Annotated in this window: 21 protein-coding genes; 9 read left to right on the forward strand and 12 right to left on the reverse strand. The window is 74.3% G+C overall.

From position 1 onward, the window contains the following. Positions 1-30 precede the first annotated feature (30 nt). The gene (locus tag ACGFZL_RS12070) at positions 31-786 is read left to right on the forward strand and encodes a phosphodiesterase (protein WP_393690780.1); all 756 of its coding nucleotides are present in this window, start codon (positions 31-33) and stop codon (positions 784-786) included. A gap of 17 nt (positions 787-803) precedes the next feature. Here the strand turns inward: ACGFZL_RS12070 and ACGFZL_RS12075 are convergent, their stop codons facing one another. The 12 genes from ACGFZL_RS12075 to ACGFZL_RS12130 form a co-directional block, all read right to left on the reverse strand. Beyond that, positions 804-1,406, reverse strand: coding sequence for a PDZ domain-containing protein (locus ACGFZL_RS12075; RefSeq protein ID WP_393690782.1), 603 nt, complete (start codon positions 1,404-1,406; stop codon positions 804-806). Positions 1,407-1,449: 43 nt separating this feature from the next. Further along, positions 1,450-3,636, reverse strand: coding sequence for a germacradienol/geosmin synthase Cyc2 (gene cyc2 / locus ACGFZL_RS12080; protein WP_393690784.1), 2,187 nt, complete (start codon positions 3,634-3,636; stop codon positions 1,450-1,452). A gap of 116 nt (positions 3,637-3,752) precedes the next feature. Then, positions 3,753-4,949, reverse strand: a complete 1,197-nt coding sequence (locus ACGFZL_RS12085) for a damage-control phosphatase ARMT1 family protein (protein WP_393690786.1) — start codon at positions 4,947-4,949, stop codon at positions 3,753-3,755. A gap of 37 nt (positions 4,950-4,986) precedes the next feature. Continuing rightward, a complete protein-coding gene (locus ACGFZL_RS12090; RefSeq protein ID WP_355170818.1) occupies positions 4,987-5,535 on the reverse strand; it encodes a hypothetical protein in 549 nt (182 codons plus the stop codon). 220 nt (positions 5,536-5,755) lie between these two features. Next, positions 5,756-6,730: an ABC transporter substrate-binding protein gene (locus ACGFZL_RS12095; protein WP_393690789.1), complete on the reverse strand. Its 975-nt coding sequence runs from the start codon at positions 6,728-6,730 to the stop codon at positions 5,756-5,758. Between the two features lie 84 nt (positions 6,731-6,814). Next, positions 6,815-7,486, reverse strand: coding sequence for an ABC transporter permease (locus tag ACGFZL_RS12100; protein ID WP_393690791.1), 672 nt, complete (start codon positions 7,484-7,486; stop codon positions 6,815-6,817). Further along, complete coding sequence (locus ACGFZL_RS12105; RefSeq protein ID WP_393690793.1) at positions 7,483-8,193, reverse strand: ABC transporter permease; 711 nt, start codon at positions 8,191-8,193, stop codon at positions 7,483-7,485. Before ACGFZL_RS12105 ends, ACGFZL_RS12100 begins: the two co-directional genes overlap by 4 nt. After that, the gene (locus tag ACGFZL_RS12110) at positions 8,190-9,314 is read right to left on the reverse strand and encodes an ABC transporter ATP-binding protein (RefSeq protein ID WP_393690796.1); all 1,125 of its coding nucleotides are present in this window, start codon (positions 9,312-9,314) and stop codon (positions 8,190-8,192) included. The genes ACGFZL_RS12105 and ACGFZL_RS12110 overlap by 4 nt, the downstream gene beginning before the upstream one ends. A gap of 250 nt (positions 9,315-9,564) precedes the next feature. Continuing rightward, positions 9,565-9,972 (reverse strand): peptide-methionine (R)-S-oxide reductase MsrB, encoded by a 408-nt coding sequence (msrB, locus tag ACGFZL_RS12115; protein WP_355170808.1) that lies wholly within the window; start codon positions 9,970-9,972, stop codon positions 9,565-9,567. Positions 9,973-10,053: 81 nt separating this feature from the next. Continuing rightward, entirely contained in the window at positions 10,054-11,445 is a 1,392-nt protein-coding gene (gene murC, locus ACGFZL_RS12120) for a UDP-N-acetylmuramate--L-alanine ligase (protein ID WP_393690798.1), read from the reverse strand. A gap of 66 nt (positions 11,446-11,511) precedes the next feature. Continuing rightward, positions 11,512-11,985 (reverse strand): indole-3-glycerol phosphate synthase, encoded by a 474-nt coding sequence (locus tag ACGFZL_RS12125; RefSeq protein ID WP_355170804.1) that lies wholly within the window; start codon positions 11,983-11,985, stop codon positions 11,512-11,514. A gap of 139 nt (positions 11,986-12,124) precedes the next feature. After that, positions 12,125-12,904: a pyrimidine reductase family protein gene (locus tag ACGFZL_RS12130; protein ID WP_393690801.1), complete on the reverse strand. Its 780-nt coding sequence runs from the start codon at positions 12,902-12,904 to the stop codon at positions 12,125-12,127. A 420-nt stretch (positions 12,905-13,324) separates the two neighbouring features. On the opposite strand from ACGFZL_RS12130, the gene zapE reads away from it, so the two are divergent. From zapE to ACGFZL_RS12170, 8 genes are all read left to right on the forward strand, one after another. Then, positions 13,325-14,443 (forward strand): cell division protein ZapE, encoded by a 1,119-nt coding sequence (gene zapE / locus ACGFZL_RS12135; protein WP_393690803.1) that lies wholly within the window; start codon positions 13,325-13,327, stop codon positions 14,441-14,443. A gap of 220 nt (positions 14,444-14,663) precedes the next feature. Beyond that, positions 14,664-15,239 carry a carbonic anhydrase gene (locus tag ACGFZL_RS12140; protein WP_393690805.1) on the forward strand — a complete coding sequence of 192 codons (576 nt, stop codon included), beginning with the start codon at positions 14,664-14,666 and terminating at the stop codon, positions 15,237-15,239. After that, positions 15,236-16,723 carry a SulP family inorganic anion transporter gene (locus tag ACGFZL_RS12145; RefSeq protein WP_393690807.1) on the forward strand — a complete coding sequence of 496 codons (1,488 nt, stop codon included), beginning with the start codon at positions 15,236-15,238 and terminating at the stop codon, positions 16,721-16,723. The genes ACGFZL_RS12140 and ACGFZL_RS12145 overlap by 4 nt, the downstream gene beginning before the upstream one ends. Positions 16,724-16,789: 66 nt before the next feature. Next, positions 16,790-17,569 carry a slipin family protein gene (locus ACGFZL_RS12150; RefSeq protein WP_393690809.1) on the forward strand — a complete coding sequence of 260 codons (780 nt, stop codon included), beginning with the start codon at positions 16,790-16,792 and terminating at the stop codon, positions 17,567-17,569. A gap of 119 nt (positions 17,570-17,688) precedes the next feature. Further along, positions 17,689-19,095, forward strand: coding sequence for a PhoX family protein (locus ACGFZL_RS12155; protein WP_393690811.1), 1,407 nt, complete (start codon positions 17,689-17,691; stop codon positions 19,093-19,095). A gap of 57 nt (positions 19,096-19,152) precedes the next feature. Next, positions 19,153-20,676: an FAD-dependent oxidoreductase gene (locus tag ACGFZL_RS12160; protein ID WP_393690813.1), complete on the forward strand. Its 1,524-nt coding sequence runs from the start codon at positions 19,153-19,155 to the stop codon at positions 20,674-20,676. Between the two features lie 99 nt (positions 20,677-20,775). After that, on the forward strand, positions 20,776-21,315 hold the full coding sequence (locus ACGFZL_RS12165) for an ArsR/SmtB family transcription factor (RefSeq protein WP_393690815.1): 540 nt from the start codon (positions 20,776-20,778) through the stop codon (positions 21,313-21,315). Further along, complete coding sequence (locus ACGFZL_RS12170) at positions 21,312-22,565, forward strand: MFS transporter (protein ID WP_393690817.1); 1,254 nt, start codon at positions 21,312-21,314, stop codon at positions 22,563-22,565. The genes ACGFZL_RS12165 and ACGFZL_RS12170 overlap by 4 nt, the downstream gene beginning before the upstream one ends. Positions 22,566-22,602 lie beyond the last annotated feature (37 nt).

Raw genomic sequence — 22,602 nt, forward strand, 5'->3', positions numbered from 1 at the left:
GGGACGGCGGCGCCGGAGGAGGAACGGGCCATGCTGGTACTCGCGCACATCAGCGACCTGCACCTGGACGGCACCGGGCGGACCGCCCGCCGTGCCGGGCGGGTGCGCGACCGGCTGTGGGCGCTGCCCGGCCGGGTGGACGCCCTGCTGGTGACCGGGGACATCGCCGACCACGGCACGGAGGCGGAGTACGAGGAGGCCGCCCGCCTCCTCGGCCTGGACACGGGCGCCGCCCCCTTCCCGGTGCTCACCTGCCCGGGCAACCACGACCGCCGGGCGCCCTACCGCAAGGCCCTCCTGGGCCGCGACCCCGCCGACGGGCCCGTCAACGACGTGCACGTCTTCGACGGCGGTGCCGTCCTGATGTGCGACTCCAGCATCCCGGGCAGTGACGAGGGCGAGCTGGACGAGGAGACGTACGGCTGGATCGAGAGCTCCCTGGACGAGCTGGGCGCCGACCGCCCGGTCGTCCTGGCCTTCCACCACCCGCCCGTCGTCCTGCACCACCCGGCGCTCGACGCCATCCGGCTGCGCCGGCCCGAGCGCCTGGCCGCCCTCCTGGAGCGCCGGCCGGAGATCGCGGGGGTGATCACCGGGCATGCCCACTCCGCCGCCGCCTCGGTGTTCGCCGGCCGGCCGCTGATCGTCGGTCCCGGGGTGTTCTCGGAGCTGCGGCTGCCCTGGGAGGGCGGCGAGGAGATCGCCGACCGTGACGCGCCGGTCGGTCTGGCCTTCCACGTCCTGGACGACGCCGGGCGGCTGACCACCCACTTCCGCACCGTCTGACACACCGTCCGGCCCCCTCAGGTGACGATCCCCGGCACCGCCGACAGCTGCTGGTAGGCGCCGCTCTCGTGCCGCACCGTGAGCTTGACACTCTTGCCCGGACGGATGCGGGACACCGCGCGGGCGAGGTCGGCGGCGGAGTCGACGCGGGTCTTCCCGACGGTCAGCAGGACGTCGCCCCTGACCAGCCCGGCCGTGTACCCGGGTCCGGGCATGTGCACGCCGACGACCACCGCCCCCGGTCTCTCGTCGTCCACGGCCTCCACGCCGAGGGTCGCCCGGGCCGCGGCGGCGGACGCGCCGGGTGACGGGGAGGCCGACGGCGGGGCGGTGGGGGCCCGGCCGCCCGGTGCGCCGTGCGCTCCCGCCCCGGTCCCCGCCGCGCCGGCCTGGCGCTGCATCTCGGCGAGCTTGCTCATGCCGATCACCGCCGCCCCCATCGTGCCGAGCCCGAAGCCGGCGAGCAGCAGGACCAGGGCGGCGAGGAGCCCGGCCAGCGTGGCGAGCACCCGGCGCCGGCGCCGGCGCGGGGCGTGCGGACGGTGGGCGGGACCGGAGCCGGGGCCGGTCCCCCGCTCCCCGCCCGGCATCGGCTTCGGGCGCAACGCGGTCTGTTCCATGGACGCACCTCCATCGGGGCCGGTCGGAAACGGGCGTGACGGGTCAGCCGAGGGCGGCGGGCACGGCCGCGCCCCTGGGCACCGGCACCGCCGGGCCGCGGCCCGGGAGGAAGCCGTGGACGCGGGAGGCCAGGTACTCGGCGGTGTAACGCGGGGCGTTGCGGTGCCAGTTGAGGATGCCGGCCATCCAGTTCCGCAGGTCCTCCACATACCCGTCGAGCACGGCCCGGGCCTCGTCCGACAGGCGGAAGTCCTCGCAGACGACGGGCAGTTCATGGGCGACGACGTGCTCGAACTGGCGCAGGCGCTGGTCCAGCAGGTCGTGCACGACGCGCAGGGCGGAGGGGTAGTCGACGCCGAAGAAGTTCTGCACGACGAGGACCGCGTTGTGCACCTCGCCCTCGTACTCGATCTCCTTCTGGTACGAGAAGACGTCGTTGACCAGGCACGCCCAGTCGATGGCGGCGTTCTCCAGGGAGCGGACCGGGCCGGCGCGGTAGACCTCGGGCGGCACGGCGGGGCCGTGGCCGGCGCGGCACAGGCCGAGGGTGAGGTCGGAGCCGAAGGTGGCCCGGCGCATCTCCAGGTAGTCCACCGGGTCGGGGACGCGGTGCTGGAGCTGGTTGGACAGCTCCCACACCCAGGACTCGGTCATGGTGTCGACGGCCGTCCGCAGCGGCTGCCGTTCCTCGGGGGTCATGCCTGCGGTGGTGCGGGCCCAGAGGTCGATGAGCGACCGCTCCATGGCGTTGGCCGGGACCGGCACCGGCTCCCCGTCCAGCGGCATGCAGGCGGACAGGCGGGCCGTGGTCAGCCGGGCGGCGGCCAGGTCGCGGCGGTGGCCGTACACCAGCGGGTAGTAGTCGTCGCCGTAGGTGCCGAAGGCGAGCCAGTCGGAGGCGAGGTCGAGCTGGTCCTGCGTGGCGTCCGGGTCGAGGCCGGCCGCGCACAGGGGCAGGTCGCAACCGGCCAGCCGGTCCTCGTCCCAGACGCCCTCGGCGAGGATGCCCATCCGGTGCGACCAGGCGAGCAGATGGCGCCGGGAGCCCTCCAGGGCGGGGCTCAGCTCCAGCCGGAAGGGCATCCGGATGTCGGGGATCAGCGAGGGGCCGACCTTGGGGAAGGGCACGTGTGTATAGGGGCGGGCCCGGTCGGCGGCAGCGGCGGCGAGCAGGGCGCCGACCTGGGCGGCGGAGGTGCCCGGGCCGGTGAGCGCCTGCCAGGAGGCCGTCGAGTGCGCGCCCTCGTTCATGTACCGGCTGGAGCGCAGGTGCCATTCGTGGCCGCCGGACTGCCAGTCCTGGAGGCCCTTGGCGTACGCCCCGATCGCGGCGGTCTCGGCCGGCGTGAGCCCCTGCTCCAGGGCGACGGCGGGCACCTCGGTGAACGCGGTGTGCTCGAACTGGTGCAGCCGGGAGGTGAGGACGTCGTTGACCAGGTCGGCGGCGCGCTGGGTGGTGCAGCCGAAGAAGGTCTCCAGGACGAGCACGCCGTTGCTCAGCTCGCCCTCGTCCTCCACTTCGCGCTGGTAGGAGAACAGGTCGTTGCGCAGGTGCACGGCGTCGGAGAAGGTCTCCATCAGCACCCGCAGCGGCCGGGTGCCGGCGACCGCGGCGGGCACCTCCGCCGTCGCGTACTCCACGAGTCCGGCCGACCAGGGGGCGCCGCCGACCTTGCGGCGCATCTCGATGTACTCGACCGGGTTGGCGATCCGGCCCTCGTTGATGTTGGACAGCTCCCACATCGACTCGTTGAGCAGGTGCTCGGTGGCCGTGGCGAAGCGGCGGCGCCAGCCGGCGGACATGGCCGGCACGGTGCGGGTCCACAGGTCGGCGAGGCCGGCCTCCACCGGGTTCTCCGGCTCGGGCATGCCGGCGGCGAGGTCGAGCGGCATGAACAGGGGGAGGCGGTCCAGGTGGGCCTTGCCGGCGGTGCGGTCCTGGGTGCGTTTGAAGCGCTCCAGGAAGTGGTCGTCGAAGAAGAAGACCCACACGTACCAGTCGGTGATCAGGGAGAGGGCCGGGCCGTCGCAGTCCGGGTGGGTGTAGGCGCAGAGCAGCCCGTAGTCGTGCGCGTCCAGGTCGGACTGCTCCCAGACGCCGGAGCCCTCCAGCATGCCCATCTCGCGCGCCCACGCGGTGGAGTGGGTGCGCGCCTCGTCCAGATGCGGGTTCAGCCGCGCCGGGTGCGGGAGGTAGAAGTGCGGGAGGGTGAAGGGCTGGTGCGTCATGGGCCGAGGCTGCCCACCCCCCGCCGACGCCATCCGCCGGGTCACCCCTGATCACACCATCGCGTGAACTCCCGCCCGGTGTCCCGCGCGCCGGGAACTTTCCGGGCGGCCCGCGCTCAGGCGCTGACCTGGATCAGGGCGTGCGTTCCGCTGGTCCGCCACCGCTGCCCCTCGGCCGCCGTCAGCGCCGCCTCGGTCTCCGCGTCCAGGCCGGTGACCACCTCGGACTTCAGCGTGCGCAGGGCGGCGACCGGGCCGGGGAAGTAGGCGGTGACGTCTGCGAAGGGGGTGGTGGCCGGCCAACGCCGGTCCCCCACCAGGCGGCGGTAGTTGAGGTCGCCCTTGAGGACGGTGACGGTGGCCGCGGCGAAGTCCGCGCGCAGGCCGGCGGGCAGGTCGGCGTACGGCAGCGGGGCGCAGGAGAAGGGGTGGGCGCGCACGGCGACCCGGCCGTCGCCCAGCGCGTCCCACAGCCGCCGCCCGTACCCGGCGGCCGTGCCGCCCGCCCGGGTCAGCCGGCGCAGCGCGTCGAGCAGGTCGGCGGGCGTGGCGTCGGAGACGTAGTACGGGTGGGGCTTGACGTGCAGGACGGCCCGCGCCACCCGCTCCTCCTCCAGGAGGCGGGCGAGGAGGAGCAGGTCGGGGACGAGTTCGCGGCCGGCGTTGTCGGCGACGAGGCAGAGCGTGCCCCGGCCGCCGGGCGGCAGCAGGGACCACAGCGCGGCACTGTCGTCGACGAGCAGGGCGTCGCCCTGTCCGCCGCCGCCACCCTCGCCGCCCCCCGCCTCGGCGGAGAGGCGGAAGCCGAGGTCCGCCCGGTTGCCCCAGAGCGAGCCGTGCAGCAGGGCTTGCGTGCGCTCCTCGGCGGGCAGGCCGGACAGGTCGTCCAGGGCGGCGAGTTCCTCGTCCGTCTCCGGCGCGTCCAGTTCGGCGAGCTTGGCCGGCCGGAAGGGGTCGACACCCCGCCAGGCCCCGTTGCCGAGGTAGCCGGTGGCGTCCAGGAGCCGGCGGTAGAAGTGGCTCTCGGCCCACAGCCACGGCACCTCGAACCAGGACCGCCCGGTGTGCTCGGCCAGGCCCCAGGCCGCCCAGAGTTCCCGGTCGGGGGCGTCGGCGGGCAGCGGCTCGATGACGCCGGTGAGGCAGTTCTCCCGCAGCGCGTCCAGGGCGCGGCGCCGGTCGGGATCGTAGGGGAACGCCTCCCCCACCTGCCGGATGATCGCGGGATGCCGCTCGGCCAGCGTGCCGTGGGGGAAGGACCCCGGCTCGTCGCCGAGGATCACGGGTGCGGGCGCGGGCGGGGTGGCGGACATGCGGCTCACCGTACCCCGCGGGCCGGGCGGCACCCGGCTACAGCAGGGTGAAGGTGTGTGCCGCGCCGATGCCGGCCACCGAGCCCTGGCCCAGCGTGCAGGCGGTGATCTGGAGCGAGGGGGCCGTCATGGTCTCCACGAACGAGCGGCCCTGGAGGAAGCCGCCGGTCACGGTGCCGGTGAAGGTGTTGGTGAACACCGCGCCGGCCAGGTTGGAGACCCGCTGGGCGGTGACCGTGCTGCTCTGGCCGGTGTTCCAGTGGATGGTCCAGCTGACGGTCGCGGTGGAGAGCAGCTGGAGGCAGGAGCGGGTGGTGGTGTTGGTGGAGGAGTGGGTGCCGCCGGTGATCGGCGCGGCGGCGCCGGTGCCGACGCAGGGGCCGTAGGTCTGGTTGATGGTGCGGGTGCTGGCCGCCGGGGTGGTGGTGATCGGCGGGCTGTAGGTGGTGGTGGAGCTGCTGGTGCAGTTGAGGGTGTCGAGGGCCGTTGCCGAGCCCTGCGCGGCGCCGGCCGGGACGGCCGTGGCGAGCACCGCCGCCACGGCGGCCCCGCACGCGCTCCCGACCCGCTTCGCTGCTGTCCGCATGGCCTGTTCCTTCCGACGGGGACCGCTGACGCCCTCTCATCCTCGGCATCCGTGAGGCAGCCGGTAAGGGCGCGCCGGCCCGGACCGCGGGTGGCCGGCGCGCGCCCCGCGCCGGGTGCGCGCACGGGGTGTGCGGTGGCCGGGGCCGAGGGCCGGCCGGGAACGGCGCGGCGCCGCGGCCCGGTGGGGTCGCGGCGCCGTGCGGCCGGCTTACGCCGGATCAGACCAGGCCGGCGGAGGACAGCCAGGACTTGGCCACGTCCAGCGGGTCCTTCTTCTCCAGCTGGATCTGCGCGTCCAGGTCGAGCAGCGTCTTGGTGTCGAGCTTCGCGGAGACCGCGTTCAGCGCGTCGACGCCCTTCTGCGACAGCCCGTCCTTCTTGACCAGCGGGGTCACGTTGGCGAACCCGAAGAGGTTCTCCGGGTCCTTCAGGGTGACGAACTTCTCCTTGACGATGGTCGGGTCCGTGGTGAACACGTCCGCCGCCTGCACGCTGTTCTTGGTGAGCGCCGACTGGGTCAGCGGCCCGCCGGCGTCCAGCGCCTTGAAGTCCTTGAACTCGAGGCCGTACACGGACTTCAGGCCGGTGAGGCCCTGCTGCCGCTTCTTGAACTCCGGCGAGCCGCCGATGGTCAGCTCGGGTGCGGCCTTCTTCAGGTCGGCGATGGTGGAGTCCGCGGTCAGCTTGTACTTGGCGGCGGTCTCGGCGTTGACGGTGAGCGAGTCCTTGTCCTCGGCCGGCGAGGACTCGAGCAGCGTCAGCTTCGGATCGAGCTTGGCCTTGACGGCGCTGTTGACGCCGTCCTTCGACTTCTGCTCGGCCTTGGCGTCCAGGTAGGCGAGGAGCGAGCCGTTGTACTCGGGCAGCACCGTGACGGTGCCGTTCTTCAGGAAGCCGTAGGTCGTCTCGCGGGTGCCGATGTTGTGCTTGTAGGTCACCTTCAGGCCCTTGGCCTTGAGCGCCTCGCCGTAGATGTCGGCGAGCAGGGTGGACTCGGCGAAGTTGTTGGAGCCGACGACGACCTCGCCGGCCTTGGCCTTCTCCCCGGCCAGCGGGTTGTCACCGTCGTCGTCGGAGGAGCCGCAGCCCGCGAGCAGCGCCGCGGCGGCGGTGAGCGCGAGGGCCGCCACGCCGGTGTGTCTCATCGTCGACCTGCTGCTGTGAGACTCGCTGCTACGAGCGGTAGATGTCATCCACCGATCCAAACGAGCCACTCGTCGGTCAGTCAAGGGAAGCCTCATTACGGTTTCTTGTCGGGAGGTGGGTCAGGGGGTGCGTCAGCGGGACGGGCGCCGCACGCCCGGCGAGACCGCCAGCCGGCCGGCCCCCCAGAACAGGGCGAGCGTGGCCAGCGCGAGCAGCGCGACCAGGGTGGCGCCGCCGACGACCTGCTCGTAGTCGCGCTGGTAGAGCCCGTCGATGATGTAGCGGCCGAGCCCGCCGAGGCTGACGTAGGCGGCGATGGTGGCGGTGGAGACGACCTGGATGGCCGCCGAGCGCACTCCGCTGAGGATCAGCGGCAGGGCGACCGGCAGTTCCACCTGGAAGAGGATGCGGGACTCGCGCATGCCGAGGCCGCGCGCCGCGTCCACCGGGGCGGGGTCGACGGAGCGCACCGCCTCGTAGGTGGTGACCAGGATCGGCGGTACGGCGAGCACGACCAGCGGGATCATCACCGGGGTGAGCCCGATGCCGACCGACACGGCGATCAGCACCAGGAGCCCGAAGCTGGGCAGGGCGCGGGCGGCGGTGGCGACCAGCGCGACGGCGTTGCCGCCCCGCCCGGTGTGCCCGGTCAGCAGCCCCGTGGGCAGGCCGATCGCGGCGGCCAGGCCGAGGGCGAGCAGCGTGTAGCGGACGTGCTCCAGGAGCCGGGTCGGGATGCCCTCGGCGCCGTGCCAGTGGGCGCCGTCGCCCAGGAAGTCGTTGATGTAGTTGAGGACGTTCACCGGGCCGCGGCCTCCTCGGGCTCGGGCAGGGACTCGCGGGCGGCGGCCTGCCGGTTCCCGGCCCGTCCGCCGCGCGGCATCCAGGGCGTCAGCAGCAGGCGGACCAGGACGAGGGCCGCGTCGCACAGCATGGCCAGGACGGCGGTGGTCAGGACGGAGTTGACCGCCAGCTCGGGCCGGTCGTACTTCTGCGCGTCGGCGAGCAGGTTGCCGAGGGCGCCCTGGTTGCCGATCAGGGCGCCGACGCTGACCAGGGAGATGCTGGAGACGACGGCGACCCGGAGCCCGGCGAGGATCGCGGGCACGGCGATGGGCAGCTGCACGTGCGCGTAGCGCCGCAGCGGGCCGAAGCCCATCGCGGTGGCGGCGGCCAGCGTCTCCTCGGGCACCGAGCGCACGCCGTCCACGATGGCCGGGACGAGCACCACGAGGCTGTAGAGGGCGAGCGGGATCATCACGGTCAGCTCGGTCTGGCCGGTGTAGTCGATGAGGACGACGAAGACGGCCAGCGAGGGGATCGCGTAGAAGACGGTGGTCACGCCGAGCACCGGCGGATACAGCCAGCGGAAGCGCACGCAGAGCTGGGCGACCGGCAGCGCGAGCAGCAGCCCGGCGAGGACCGGCAGGAGCGCCTCGCGCAGATGCAGTCCGACCAGTCCTGCCCAGGTGTTGCCGAGGTCGCTCGGGATGTCGAAGAAGCCGTTCACGGGCCGACCTTCACCTCCACGCCCTCGGCCTGCCCGGCGGCGTGCGCGGCGCGGACGGCCTCGGCGATGGTCTGCTGGGAGACGACGCCGGTGACCCGGCCGTCGGCGTCCACGGCGACGGCCCAGCCGGTGGGCGAGAGCACCGCGCAGTCCAGGGCGGCGCGCAGCGAGTCGGTGCCGGGCCGGTAGGGGCGCCCGTACGACAGCAGCCGCTCCGGCGCCGGTTCGCCCTCCGCGACGTCGCCCGGCTCGGCCCAGCCGAGGGGGCGCCCTTCGGCGTCGGTCAGCAGCAGGTAGGGCGCGTCGGCGGCGGTCCCGGCGGCGTCGCCGGCGCGCACGACGGGCGCCTCGGTCAGTTCGAGCCCGGTGGAGGGGAAGAAGGAGAGCCGGCGCATGCCCCGGTCGGCACCGAGGAAGTCCTCCACGAAGGCGTCCGCCGGGTCGGAGAGCAGCTCGGCCGGGGGCGCGTACTGGGCGAGCCGGCCGCCCTCGCGCAGGACCGCGACCATGTCGCCCAGCTTGATGGCCTCGTCGATGTCATGGGTGACGAAGACGATGGTCTTGCCCAGCTCGTCCTGGATGCGCAGGAGTTCGTCCTGGAGCCCCTTGCGGACCACGGGGTCGACGGCGGAGAACGGCTCGTCCATCAGCAGCACCGGCGGGTCGGCGGCGAGCGCCCGGGCCACGCCGACGCGCTGCTGCTGGCCGCCGGAGAGCTGGTAGGGGTAGCGCTTGCCGAGGGCGGCGTCGAGCCCGACGCGCTCCATGAGTTCGGCGGCCACGGTGCGGGACTTCTCCTTGCCCCAGCCGAGCATGCGGGGCACGGTGGCGATGTTGTCGAGGATCGTCCGGTGCTGGAAGAGGCCGGCGTTCTGGATGACGTAGCCCATGGACCGGCGCAGGGTGGTGACCGGCCGGCGCTGGATGTCGTCGCCGTCCAGCAGGATGGTGCCCTCGCTGGGCTCCACCATCCGGTTGATCATGCGCAGGGTGGTGGTCTTGCCGCAGCCGGAGGGGCCGACGAGGACCGTGATCGAGCGGTCGGGTATCTCCAGGGAGAGCCGGTCGACCGCCACCGTGCCGTCCGGGTACCGCTTGGTGACTGAATCCATCCGTATCAAGACGCGGATTGCCCTTCGGGATCTGGCAGAAGCTGCCCGCTCCGGCCTGTGGGGTGGGGCCGGTCGCCGGCCGAGTGCAGACGGCGGGAGGTGCGGGGCCCGTTGGCTGGGGCACGCCTTCCCCCTGGTCAGGGTTTCACACCGGGCAATTGCCGGACCTGGGCCGGGGTTGTTTTCACGTCCTTGTCATACGGCGCAACACGACGGCCCGGGACCGGATGGTCGCCGAGCCGTCGGGGGTGGGTGGGCGTCAGCTCCCCTCGGGCGCCAGCCGCAGGGAGATGCTGTTGATGCAGTACCGCTGGTCGGTCGGGGTCGGGTAGCCCTCGCCCTCGAAGACGTGACCGAGGTGCGAGCCGCAGCGGGCGCAGCGGACCTCGGTGCGCAGCATGCCGTGGGAGCGGTCCTCGATCAGCTCGACCGCGTCGGTGTCCTTCGGGTCGTAGAAGGACGGCCACCCGCAGTGCGAGGCGAACTTGGTGTCGGAGGTGAACAGCTCCGCCCCGCAGGCCCGGCAGGAGTAGACGCCCTTGGTGGTGGTGTCGGTGTACTCACCGACGAAGGCCGGTTCGGTGCCGGCCTGGCGCAGCACGGCGTACTCGGCCGGCGCCAGCTCCGCGCGCCACTGCTCGTCCGGCTTGTCGACGTCGTACGGCATGAGTCTCAGCCCCTTGCTTCGCTCGGCTAATACGGCTGGCCCGGTGCTGCGGCCGGTCCGGCGCCTTCGGCCGGTCCGGTGCTACAGCTGGTCCAGGATGAGCGGGCCGAGGTCCGTGACGTCGCCCGCGCCCATGGTGAGAACGAGATCGCCCGCCTTCGCCATTCCCGCGACCACCGCGGGGGCCTCCGCCTTGTCGTGGACGGCGGTCACGTCGGCACCGGCGGCCCGGGCTGCCTCGATGATCAGCTCGCTGGTGATGCCCGGGATCGGGTCCTCGCGGGCCGGATAGATGTCCAGGACGACCGAGGCGTCCGCGAGGGCCAGGGCCGCGCCCATCTCCTTGCCCAGCTCCTGGGTCCGGGAGAAGAGGTGCGGCTGGAAGAGGACGAGGATCCGGGCGTCGCCGACCGCGGCGCGCATGGCCTCCAGGTCGGCGGTCATCTCGGTGGGGTGATGCGCGTAGGAGTCGACGACCTGGACGCCGGCCGCCTCGCCCTTGAGCTGGAGCCGCCGCTTCACACCGGTGTACGCGGCCAGCGCGGGGGCGAGGTCGGCGGCCGGGACGCCGAGCGCGGCGCCGGCGGCGAGGGCGGCCACCGCGTTCAGGGCGTAGTGCCGGCCGGGGACGGAGACGCGGAAGGTGAGCTGCTCGCCGTCCATCAGGACGGTGACCTCGCTGGTCAGGCCGTGCGGGACGACGGAGACCACGCGCACGTCGGCGTCCTCGGCCTCGCCGTAGGTCACGGTGCGCACCGAGCGCGGGGACGCGGCCAGGCGCCGGGTCAGCTCCCGGGCGCCCGCCTGGTCGGCGGAGACCACCAGGGTGCCGCCGGGCACGATCTTGTCGGCGAACGTCTCGAAGGACTCGTAGATCTCGTCCAGGGAGGCGTAGTTGGCGTGGTGGTCCAGCTCCACGTTGAGGACGATGGCGACCTCGGGGGCGTACTTGTGGAAGCTGCGGTCGCTCTCGTCGGCCTCGGCGACGAAGATGTCGCCCTCGCCGTGCCGGGCGTTGGAGCCGGGGGCGTCCAGGTCGCCGCCGATGGCGTAGGACGGGTCAAGGCCCAGCTCGGTGAGGGAGACCGCCAGCATGGAGGTGGTGGTGGTCTTGCCATGCGTGCCGGCCACCGCGATCGGGCGCAGCCCGGTCATCAGCGCGGCCAGCGCGTCGGAGCGGTGCACGACCGGGACGCCCAGCTCGGCGGCGCGCACCAGCTCCGGGTTGTCGGCGCGGATCGCGGAGGAGACGACGACGCAGCTCGCGTCGTCGGCGAGGTGCCCGGCGGCGTGCCCGATGTGCACGGTGGCGCCCAGCGCGCGCAGCGCGTCGGCGGTGGCGGACTCCCTGGCGTCGCTGCCCGCGACGGCGGCGCCGCGGCTGGCGAGGATCTTGGCGATGCCCGACATCCCGGCGCCGCCGATGCCGATGAAGTGCGGTCGGTCCATGGCGGTAGGAAGGCCGGGTGCCATGCGCTGTTCTCCCCTTGCGGTGCCGGTGCGTCGGTGGTGCGGGTGGGTCGGTCGTGCGGCCTCAGCCTATGCCTTGGCGTGGGAGAAGAGCTTCAGCACCGGCACGCCGACCTTGTGGCGGGCCCGGGAGGCCCAGTCCCGGTGGAAGAACTCCTCCACGTAGTGCGGGTCGGTCAGGACGATCACCTCGTCGGCGCCGGTCTCGGCCACGACGGCTCTGAGGGCGTCCAGCGGGTGGTCCTCGATGAGGCGGCCCTCGGCGGTGGCGCCGGAGGCGCGCAGCGCGGCCAGCGAGACCTCCAGGGCCCGCGCCCCGACGCTCTTGGCCTCCGCGCCCTCGGGGGTCTCGCCCTCGCGCACGGCGTCGTCCAGCTCGCCGAGGGCGACGTCGTCGATGGCGCGCAGCAGCACGTCGGCCTGGTCGCCGCGCGGCTGGAGCAGCACGTGGAAGCCGACCTGCTCCTCGCCGTGCAGGGTGGTGACGAATTCCACGTCGGCGGACGTCAGGGCCTTCTCGATCATCAAAACGCTGGTGAACACCTAACGTCCCTTCTCCTCGGGGGGCCGTGTCCCGGCCCCTGCGCACACCATCCTGCCCCGTGATCGCACGGGTATCGCCGGTTTCCGGGTGCCCGGCGCGGATCGAACGGAACGAAGGGTTCCGCTCGGCGCCGCGGCGTCAGGCACGCCGGTAGCGGCTGAAGAGGAAACCTTCCTCCTCCAGGAGGGAGGCGAGGGCGAGGCGGTGCGGCATCTCGACGCCCGGGCCGCCGGCGATGCGCTGGGCGTCGCCCGCGGTGAGCGTCGGAGAGACGGTGAGACACAGCTCGTCCAGGACGCCGGCCGCGACGAAGTGGCCGAGGAGGCGGGGGCCGCCCTCGGTCAGCAGCCGGGTGTGGCCGAGGGCGGCCAGCGCGCGGACGGCGCGGTCGGGGTCGACGCCTTCGCCGTCGCCGGCGGTCACCACGCGGGCGCCGGCCCGCTCGGCCGCCGCGACGCGGGCGGGGTCGGCGGCGGCGCCGGTGAGGATCAGGGTGGGGACCAGGGGGGAGGTGAACAGCGGCAGGTCGAGGTCGAGGTCGAGGCTCGCGCTGACCACCGCGATCGCCGGCGCGGGTGCCTGGCCGGCGGCTTGGCGGGCCTCGGCGAACTCCGGGCGGGCGCGTGCGGGGCGGTATCCCTCCCGGCGTACGGTCTCGGCGCCGGCGATCACCACGTCGGCGAGGGCGCGGAGGGTGCCGAAGATGCGCATGTCGGAGGCGCCGGAGATCGGTTGTGACCGTCCGTCGTGCTGGGCGGCGCCGTCGAGGGTGGAGACCATGTTGGCCCGGAGCCAGGCGCCGCGCTCGCCGTACTCGGCCGGCGCCGGGTAGGCGTAGGCGGCGGCCAGCTCGGCGAGGCTCCACTCCTTCCCGTCCGGGTGGGGGGTCGGGTCGGGCACGGGGAACAGGCGTCGCATGCGGTGCAGTGTTCCACGAGGGGCTGCGCCGTGGGGGGCGGGGCTCTGTCCCCGGGTGCGGGTGCGTCGTGGCTGGTCGCGCCCGCGCGGCGGAGCCGCAGATCGACACAGCCCCGCGCCCCTTGGGGGTGCAGTCACACCGGCCGTGTCGCGGGCGACCGCCCCGCCGTCAAGGGGTTGGGCTCCCTTCGCGGGTGCGGGTGCGTCGTGGCTGGTCGCGCAGTTCCCCGCGCCCCTGGGGGGGGTGCAGTCACGTCCGCCGTGTCGTGGGCGGACGGGGCGGGGGCGGGCCGACCACCCGCCCTCCACCGAACCGGCACGAGACCCGGCAGCTCCGCCCGCACCCCACCCGACCACCCCGCCCGCACCCAACCCGGCAAGGGGCGGTGGGCCTCTCCGCAGGGCCTACCATGGAGCACCGTGTCGTCCTCCTCCCCCGCCCCCGGTCCCGCCGCCTCCGGATCCCGTGCGATATCCGACGGTGAGCCGCTGTCCCTCTGCGCGCGCGAGCCGCACGTGCCCGCGGAGCGGCTGGTCGCCGAGATGGTGCCGCCGCCGCGCTTCGACTCGGTGCGCTTCGATACGTATCTGCCCGACCCGAACCAGCCCAGCCAGAGCGAGGCCGTCCGGGTCCTGGAGGGCTTCGCGGCCGGCCTGGGCGAGCAGGCGCGGGGCGGCGGCCGTCGGGGCTTCCTCGGACTGGGCCGGAGCAAGGCCCCCAAGGTGCCGGCCGGCCCGCGCGGCGTCTACCTCGACGGCGGCTACGGCGTCGGCAAGACCCACCTGCTGGCCTCCCTGTGGCACGCCACCCCGGCGGAGCCGGCGCGGAAGGCGTTCGGCACCTTCGTGGAGCTGACCAACCTGGTCGGCGCCCTCGGCTTCCAGCAGACCGTGCGGACGCTGTCCGGGCACCGGCTGCTGTGCATCGACGAGTTCGAGCTGGACGACCCCGGCGACACCGTCCTCGTCTCCACCCTGCTCGGCCGCCTCGTGGACGAGGGCGTGGCGCTGGCCGCCACCTCCAACACGCTGCCCGGCAAGCTCGGCGAGGGCCGGTTCGCGGCGGCCGACTTCCTGCGCGAGATCCAGGGCCTGTCCGCCCACTTCCGCGCCCTGCGCATCGACGGCGAGGACTACCGCCACCGCGGCCTGCCCGAGGCGCCGGCGCCGCACTCCGACGAGCAGGTCACCCGGGCCGCGCACGCCACCCCCGGCGCCTCCCTGGACGACTTCGCCGCGCTCCTCGACCACCTCGCCCGGGTGCACCCGAGCCGCTACGGCGCGCTGACCGACGGCCTCGCGGCGGTCTGCCTCACGGGGGTGCGCCCGGTGCCCGACCAGTCCACGGCGCTGCGGCTCGTGGTCCTCGCCGACCGGCTCTACGACCGCGAGGTGCCGGTGGCGGCCTCCGGGGTGCCCTTCGACCGGCTGTTCAGCGAGGAGATGCTGAACGGCGGCTACCGGAAGAAGTACTTCCGCGCGATCTCCCGGCTCACCGCGCTGGCCCGGGACGCGGCCCGCCTGGTCGAGGCCGGCTGACCGAAGCCGCGCACAGAGGGCGCTGAACAGCGCCTTCGCGCCATCCACCCATCGGTTTCCGGCTCTTCTCATCTCGTAACGCTCAGTTAACCCTGCGACCGGCTGCGCGACGCTACCGTGATCCTTGACCAAACGTTGACCAGGTACTGACCGACCCTTGGCCAGTGCTTGACGCGTGAACAACCCGACGCGCCCCCACAGCGCGCCAGGAGGTAGCACCATGCAGCCCCTCATCGACCACGCCCGCTCGTTCGGACAGCGCCCTGAGGAGTTCGCCGGACTCGCCGCCGGCCAGTCGCCGGAGGTCCTCTTCATCACCTGCTCCGACTCCCGGGTGGTGCCGGCCCTGATCACCGGCGCCCGCCCCGGCCAGCTCTTCGAGCTGCGCACCGCGGGCAACATCGTCCCGCCGCACGGCGCGGGCCGCCCCTCCGGCGAGGCCGCCACCATCGAGTACGCCGTGGAGGTGCTCGGCGTCCGGGACGTCGTCGTGTGCGGCCACTCGCACTGCGGCGCCGTCGGCGCCCTGGTGCGCGGCGACGACCTGACCGCCGTGCCGGCCGTGCGCGACTGGCTGGCGCAGGCCGCGGACGCGCCCGCCGGCGGCGACCCCGCCGACCCGGCCGTCGCCGTGCAGCACCACGTGCTGGCCCAGCTGCTGCGGCTGCGCTCCTATCCGTGCGTCGAGCGGCGCCTCGCGGAGGACCGGCTGCGACTGCGCGGCTGGTACTACGAGGTGCACACCGGCACCGTGCGCGAGCACCGCGCGGCCACCGACGCGTTCGAGGCGCTGTGAGCGCCCGGACGGACGCGCCGACGCGCTTCCCGTACCTGCGACAGGACGTCGCCGCGTCGCTCGTCGTCTTCCTGGTCGCCCTGCCGCTGTGCGTGGGCGTCGCCGTCGCCTCCGGGGTGCCCGCCGAACTGGGCCTGGTCACCGGCATCGTCGGCGGCCTCGTCACCGGCCTGCTGCCCGGCAGCAGCCTCCAGGTGTCCGGCCCGGCCGCCGGGCTGACCGTGCTGGTCTTCGGCGCGGTCGACGCGTACGGGCTGCCCGCGCTCGGCGTCATCGTGCTGGCCACCGGGCTCGTCCAGCTGGCGCTCGGCGCCCTGCGGCTCGGGCGCTGGTTCCGGGCGATATCCCTGGCGGTGGTCGAGGGCATGCTGGCCGGCATCGGCCTGGTGCTGATCGCCGGGCAGCTGTACGCGGCGGCCGGGCAGCAGGCCCCCGCCTCCGGCGTGGACAAGATCACCGGCCTGCCCGGGGCCGCCCTCGACGCCGCCGGCAGCACCGCCGCGCTCACCTCGCTGGCCCTGGGCGCCGGCACCGTGGCGGTGCTGGTCCTCTGGAAGCGGCTGCCGGGGCCGGCGCGGGCGGTGCCGGGCGCGCTGGCCGCGGTCGCCCTGGCCACGGCGGCCACCTCCCTGCTGGGCCTCTCGGTGGCCAGCGTCGAGGTCAGCGGCCTGCTGGCCGCCGTGCAGCCGCCGGGGGCGGACGCCTTCGGCGAGCTGGCGAGCCCGGCCGTGCTCGGCACCATCGCCGCCTTCGCGCTGATCGCCTCCGCGGAGAGCCTGTTCAGCGCCGCCGCCGTGGACCGGCTGCACACCGGCCCGCGCACCGAGTACGACAAGGAGCTGGTCGCGCAGGGCGCGGGCAACACGGTGTGCGGGCTGCTCGGCGCGCTGCCGATGACCGCGGTGATCGTGCGCAGCTCCGCCAACGTCGCGGCGGGCGCGCGCACCAAGGCGTCCCGCGTGCTGCACGGCGTGTGGCTGCTGCTGTTCGCGGCGCTGCTGCCCTCCGTGCTGGCCCTCATCCCGCTGCCCGCCCTGGCCGGCCTGCTGATCCACGCGGGCTGGAAGCTGATCCCGTTCCGGGGGCTGGCGGTGCTGTGGCGGGGCCACCGGGGCGAGGCGCTGATCCTGGTGGTCACGGCCGTCTCGATCGTCGCGGTGAACATGTTCGAGGGCGTGCTGATCGGCCTGGCCCTGTCGGTGGCCAAGACCGCCTGGCAGACCTCGCACCTGCGCCTCGACGTCGTCGACAAGGGAGCGGGACCGGTCCAGGCCCACCTGAGCGGCAACGCGACCTTCCTGCGGCTGCCGAAGCTCCTGGAGAGCCTGGAGGCGCTGCCGCCGGACCGCCCGGTCGAGCTGGACCTGTCCGGGCTGCACCACCTCGACCACGCCTGCCGCACGGCGCTGGAGAACTGGGCCGAGCGGCACGGCGCGAGCGGCACCGCCACGGTGAAGGTCACCGAACCGGCCGGCGCCGGCTGAGGCGTAGCCTGGGACTCCCTGCCGGGCATATCGTGACATCGAACCCTTTGGGTGAGGAGGGTCGCCATGCTCCAGGAGCTGCTGACCGCCGTGGTCGCCGCCGGAGGTGTCGGGGCGCTCTACGCCGCCACGGCCGCGCGGGTCGTCAAGCAGTACGAGCGCGGGGTCGTCTTCCGGCTCGGCCGGCTGGCGGGCGACGTACGGGCACCGGGCTTCACGATGGTGGTGCCCTTCGTGGACCGGCTGCACAAGGTGAACATGCAGATCGTCACGCTGCCGGTGCCCGCCCAGGAGGGCATCACCCGGGACAACGTGACCGTGCGGGTCGACGCCGTGGTCTACTTCCGGGTCATCGACGCCGCCCACGCGCTGGTCCGCGTCGAGGACTACCGGTTCGCGGTCTCCCAGATGGCGCAGACCTCGCTGCGCTCGATCATCGGCAAGAGCGACCTGGACGACCTGCTCTCGGACCGGGAGAAGCTCAACCAGGGCCTGGAGCTGATGATCGACAGTCCGGCCGTCGGCTGGGGCGTGCAGATCGACCGGGTGGAGATCAAGGACGTCTCCCTGCCGGACACCATGAAGCGCTCGATGGCCCGCCAGGCCGAGGCCGACCGGGAGCGCCGGGCCCGGATCATCAACGCCGACGCCGAGCTGCAGGCGTCCAGGAAGCTCGCCGAGGCGGCCCAGCAGATGTCCGAGCAGCCCGCCGCGCTCCAGCTGCGGCTGCTCCAGACGATCGTCGCGGTGGCCGCCGAGAAGAACTCGACGCTGGTGCTGCCCTTCCCGGTGGAGCTGCTGCGGTTCCTGGAACGGGCGGCGCAGGAGCGGCCGGCGGAGCACTGAGTCCGTCGCCCGTGCGGTGACACGGGGTGACACGTGTCGCACGCGTGGTTCCCGGGCCCACAGGGAGGTGATAGACACGGCGGGGTCACTGTCCTGTCCGCCAGCAGGAAGGTCACCCCATGTCCGTGTCCGACGCCCCCTCGGGCCCGTCCGCGACCCGCCGCCAACTGCTCGCCCGCACGGGCGCCGTCGGGGCGGGCATCGCCTTCACCGGCGCCCTCTCCGAACTCTTCGCCGGCACCGCCGCAGCCCAGCCCCTCGGCCGGGCCGGCTACGGCCCCCTGGTCCCCGACCCCGACGGCCTGCTCGACCTGCCCCGGGGCTTCCGCTACCGCGTGCTGTCCCGCGAGGGCGACGCCCTGCGCTCCGGCGAGGGCCGCGTCCCCTCCCACTGCGACGGCATGTCGGCCTTCGCCGCGCGCTCCCGGGACGGCCGCGCCCGGGTCCGCCTGGTCCGCAACCACGAGAACCGCGCCGACGCCGCGATCCCGGTCCCGACGGCCGCCGGGCTCACCTACGACCCGGCCGGCAAGGGCGGCTGTACGGCGCTGACCCTCGACGCGCGCAACCACGTCCTCGCCGAACGGGTCGCCATCGCCGGCACCGCCGTCAACTGCGCGGGCGGGCCCACCCCCTGGCACACCTGGCTGACCTGCGAGGAGACCGAGGACCGGGCCGGCACCAACGGCTACACCAAGGACCACGGCTTCATCTTCGAGGTCGATCCCGAGGACCCGCACCGCAGCGGCGCGGTGCCGCTCACCGCGATGGGCCGCTTCCAGCACGAGGCGATCGCCGTCGACCCGCGGCGCGGGATCGTCTACGAGACGGAGGACGCCTTCGAGCGCCCCTTCGGCCTCTTCTACCGCTTCCTGCCGAAGAAGCCGCTCGGCGGCACCGGCTCGCTGCGCGCGGGCGGCCGGCTCCAGGCGATGCGCGTGCCCGGCGTACCCGACCTCTCCACCATCCAGGAGACCGGCGCCGTCTTCGAGGGCATCGAGTGGGTGGACGTGCCCGACCCGCTGGCCGCCGCGACGCCCATCCGCTTCCAGGACTTCGGGCGCGGCGGCATCACCCACGCGCAGAAGCTGGAGGGCTGCTACTGGGGCGGGAGCAGCGTGTACTTCGTGTCGTCCTTCGCCCGCAGCGCGGACGGCTCGGCCGCCGACCACTACGGCCAGATCTGGCGCTACGACCCCGAGCGGCGCCGGCTCACCCTGGTGATCGTCTTCGGCCCGGACACCGACGTGCAGCTGCCCGGCGAGTCCCCGGACAACATCTGCCTGGCCCCCAGCGGCGGCCTGATGGTCTGCGAGGACGGCAACGGCGCCCAGCACGTCTTCGGCCTCACCCGGCGCGGCGAGGTCTACGCGATGGCGCGCGGGCGGCAGAACATCGGCACTCCCGACGACCCCGAGTGGGGCGAGTTCGCCGGCGTCACCTTCGCCCCCGACGGCGGCACGATGTACGTCAACTGCTACACCCCGGGCACGACCTTCGCCGTGACCGGCCCCTGGGACCGGTAGCGCGGTGCGCCCCGCGGCGGAGGGTCACCGAGGCCGCCGCGGGGTACCCGGCGCGCCATGACCGAGAACCCGCACGTCAGCGGCTCGTACTGGCTGCACACCGCGCCGGGCGGCGCGCCCCGCCCCGCACTCGACGAGGACCTCCGCGTCGACGTGGCCGTGATCGGCGCCGGCATCGCCGGGCTGAGCGCGGCGTGGGAGCTGGCCCGGGCCGGGCGCACGGTGGCCGTCCTGGAGGCCGGGCGGGTCGCGGCCGGCGTCACCGGGCACACCAGCGCCAAGCTGACCGCCCTGCACACGCTGGTCTACGACCGGCTGCGCCGCACCCGGGGCGCCGAGGCGGCCCGCCTGTACGCCCGCTCGCAGACCGAGGCGATCGAGCGCGCCGCCGGGATCGTGGACGAGCTGGGCCTCGACTGCGACTGGGAGACCCGTAGCGCCTACACCTACGTCCTCGGCGAGGACCGGGTGGACGAGGTGCGGGCCGAGGCCGAGGCGGCGGCGGAGGCCGGGTTGCCGGCCGCCTTCACCACCGAGACGGGACTGCCGTTCCCGGTGGCCGGCGCGGTGCGGGTGAGCGGGCAGGCGCAGTTCCACCCGCGCAAGTACCTGCTGGCCCTCGCCGCGGACCTGGAGGCGCACGGCGGGCGGATCTTCGAGGACACCGTGGTGCACGGTCTCGAGGAGGGGTCGCCGTGCCGGGTGTCGATCGGCACCGGGGCGACCGTCACCGCCGCCGACGTCGTGGTCGCCACCCACTACCCGGTCTTCGACCGGGCACTGCTGTTCGCGCGCCTCTCCCCGCGCCGGGAACTGGTGGTGGCCGGCGAGATCGCGGCGGACCGGGACGTCGAGGGCATGTACATCACCCCGGACGAGAACACCCGCTCGGTGCGCACCGCGCCCCTAAACGACCCGGCGCGCCGGGTCCTCGTCGTCACCGGCGAGCACTTCACCCCCGGCACCGGCGACACCAGGGAGCGCTTCGGCCGGCTCTCCGACTGGGCCGCCCGGCACTTCCCCGGCGCCGACCTGACCTGGTCCTGGGCCACGCAGGACATCGACCCCACCGACACCGTGCCCATGGTGGGCCCGCTGCACCAGGGCGCCCGGCACACCTGGGTCGCCACCGGGTTCGGCGGCTGGGGGCTGAGCGGCGGCATCATGGCGGGCCGGCTGCTGTCCCGGCAGATCACCGGCGAGGAGTGCGCCTGGAGCGGGCTGTACGACCCGCGCCGGCTGCGCACGGCGGTGCGTGAGGCGCCGGCGCTGCTGAAGACGCAGGCGGAGGTGGCCAAGCACTTCGTCGGCGACCGGCTGCGCCCGGTGCCGCCGGTGGACGCGCTGCCGCCCGGCGAGGGCGCCGTGGTCCGGGCCGGCGGCGACAAGCTCGCCGTCTACCGCGACGAGGCCGGCGCCCTGCACGCGGTGTCGCCGCGCTGCACCCACCTGGGCTGCCTGGTCGGCTTCAACGCCGCCGAACGCGCCTGGGAGTGCCCCTGCCACGGCTCCCGCTTCGGCATCGACGGCAAGGTGATCGAGGGCCCGGCGACGAAGCCGCTGGAGCGGCGGGACATCTGACCGCCCCCGGGCCCGAAGCCACCCGCACGCAGAAGCCACGCACACGAGGACGTGCATACCCCCTTGCGCAATGGTCAAGAAACGTTGACCATTGCTCGCATGCCCACCGAAGACCTCCCCGAGACGTTCCACGTCACCACCGACGAGCAACTGCGCGCCGTCTCCAGCCTCACCCGGCACCGGATCATGGCCGTACTCCGCTTCGAGCCGGCGACGATCACGCAGATCGCCGAGCGGGTGGGCCTCGCGAAGGGAAGCTCCAGCTACCACGTGCGGCTCCTGGAGCGGGCCGGCCTGGTGAAGGTGGTGCGGACCCGGAAAGTGCGGGGGGTCACCGAGCGGTACTACGCGATGGCCGCGCGGGCGATCGTGCTGCCGGACCCGGGCGAGGGAGGTCCCGACGTGCTGATGCGGCACGCGGTGGCGGACCTGGAGGCGTCGCCCCCGGACGGCGGGCGGCACGTGCGGATGGCGCATCTGCGGCTCACCGAGGAGCAGTTCGAGGAGCTGGGGGCGCGGCTGCAGGCGCTGGCGGACGAGTACCGGGAGCTGTCCGACCCGGCGCTCCCGGACGTGTCGCTGGCCTTCGCGCTGTTCCGCCCGGCGCCGCTCGGACCGGCGGACGGGGAGACCGAGTGAAGCAGGCGGACGGAAAGCTCCCGGCCGGGTTCGGACGGCTGTGGACCGCGCAGACGGTGTCCTCCCTCGGTGACGGGGTGTCGCACGCCGCGCTGCCGCTGCTCGCGCTCACGCTGACGCGGGATCCGATGGCGCTCGCCGTCGTCTCGGCCGCCGGGACGCTGCCGTGGCTGCTCTTCGGGGTGCTCGGCGGCGCGCTGGTGGACCGCTGGGACCGCCGGCGCACGATGTGGGTCACGGACGCGGCGCGCGCGGCGCTGCTGGCGATACCGGCGGCGGCGACGGTGCTCGGCGTGCTGAGCATCCCCCTGCTGGCGGCCGTCGCCTTCCTGCTCGGCCTCGGCGGGCTCTTCTTCGACACGGCCGCCACGGCCTACCTGCCGGACCTGCTGCGCCGCGACCCCGCGCTCCTGACCCGCGCCAACTCCCGGCTGCGCGGGGCCCAGACGGCCATGTCCGGCTTCGCGGGACCGCCCGCGGGCAGTGCGCTGCTGGCGCTCGGGCGGGCGTTCCCGCTGCTCGCCGACGCGGTGTCGTTCCTGCTCTCCGCGCTGCTCGTCCGCGCGCTGCCCGCCGCGCCCCGGCCCGCGCCGGAGGCCAGCGAGCCGCTGCTGCGGCAGGCGCGGGCCGGGGCGTCGTACGTCTTTGGGGACCGGCTGCTGCTCGGGCTGGCGCTCCGCCCGGCGGTCGGGAACATCGCCTTCCTCGCCGTGGAGACGGTCCTCGCCCTCTTCGCGCACGACCGCCTCGGCATCGACACCTACGGCTTCGGCCTGCTCCTCACGGCGGAGGCCACCGGCGGCCTGCTCGGCGCGGCCGTCGCCTCCCGCCTCGGCCGCCGGCTCGGCACCGGCACCGCGCTGACCTGCACGGCCGCCGTAGAGGGGCTCGCCATCCTCGGCCTGGCCGCCGCCCCGGACCCGTACCTGGCCGGTCTCGCGCTCGCCGTCTGCGGGGCCGGCATGGGCGCCACGATGGTGCTCGGGCCCTCCCTGCGGCAGGCGATCGTCCCGGCCCACCTCATGGGCCGGGTCGCCGCCACCTCCCGCATGCTCGCCATGTGCGCCGCCCCCGTCGGGGCCTTCGCCGGCGGCTGGCTGGCCGGCGCCTACGGCGTCCGCACCCCGCTCTGCGCCGCCGGCGTCCTGCTACTGGCGATGACGGCGGTCACGGCGTCCATGACCGGCGACCGCCGGGTCGAGGCGGCGCTGCGTGCCGCCGCGCCGGCCGGCGCTGGCCCGGGAGGGTGACCTCTCGGGCACGTCGCCCGAGATAGTCGTACAACCC

This window comes from Streptomyces sp. NPDC048182, from assembly GCF_043202555.1.
Lineage (GTDB): Bacteria > Actinomycetota > Actinomycetes > Streptomycetales > Streptomycetaceae > Streptomyces.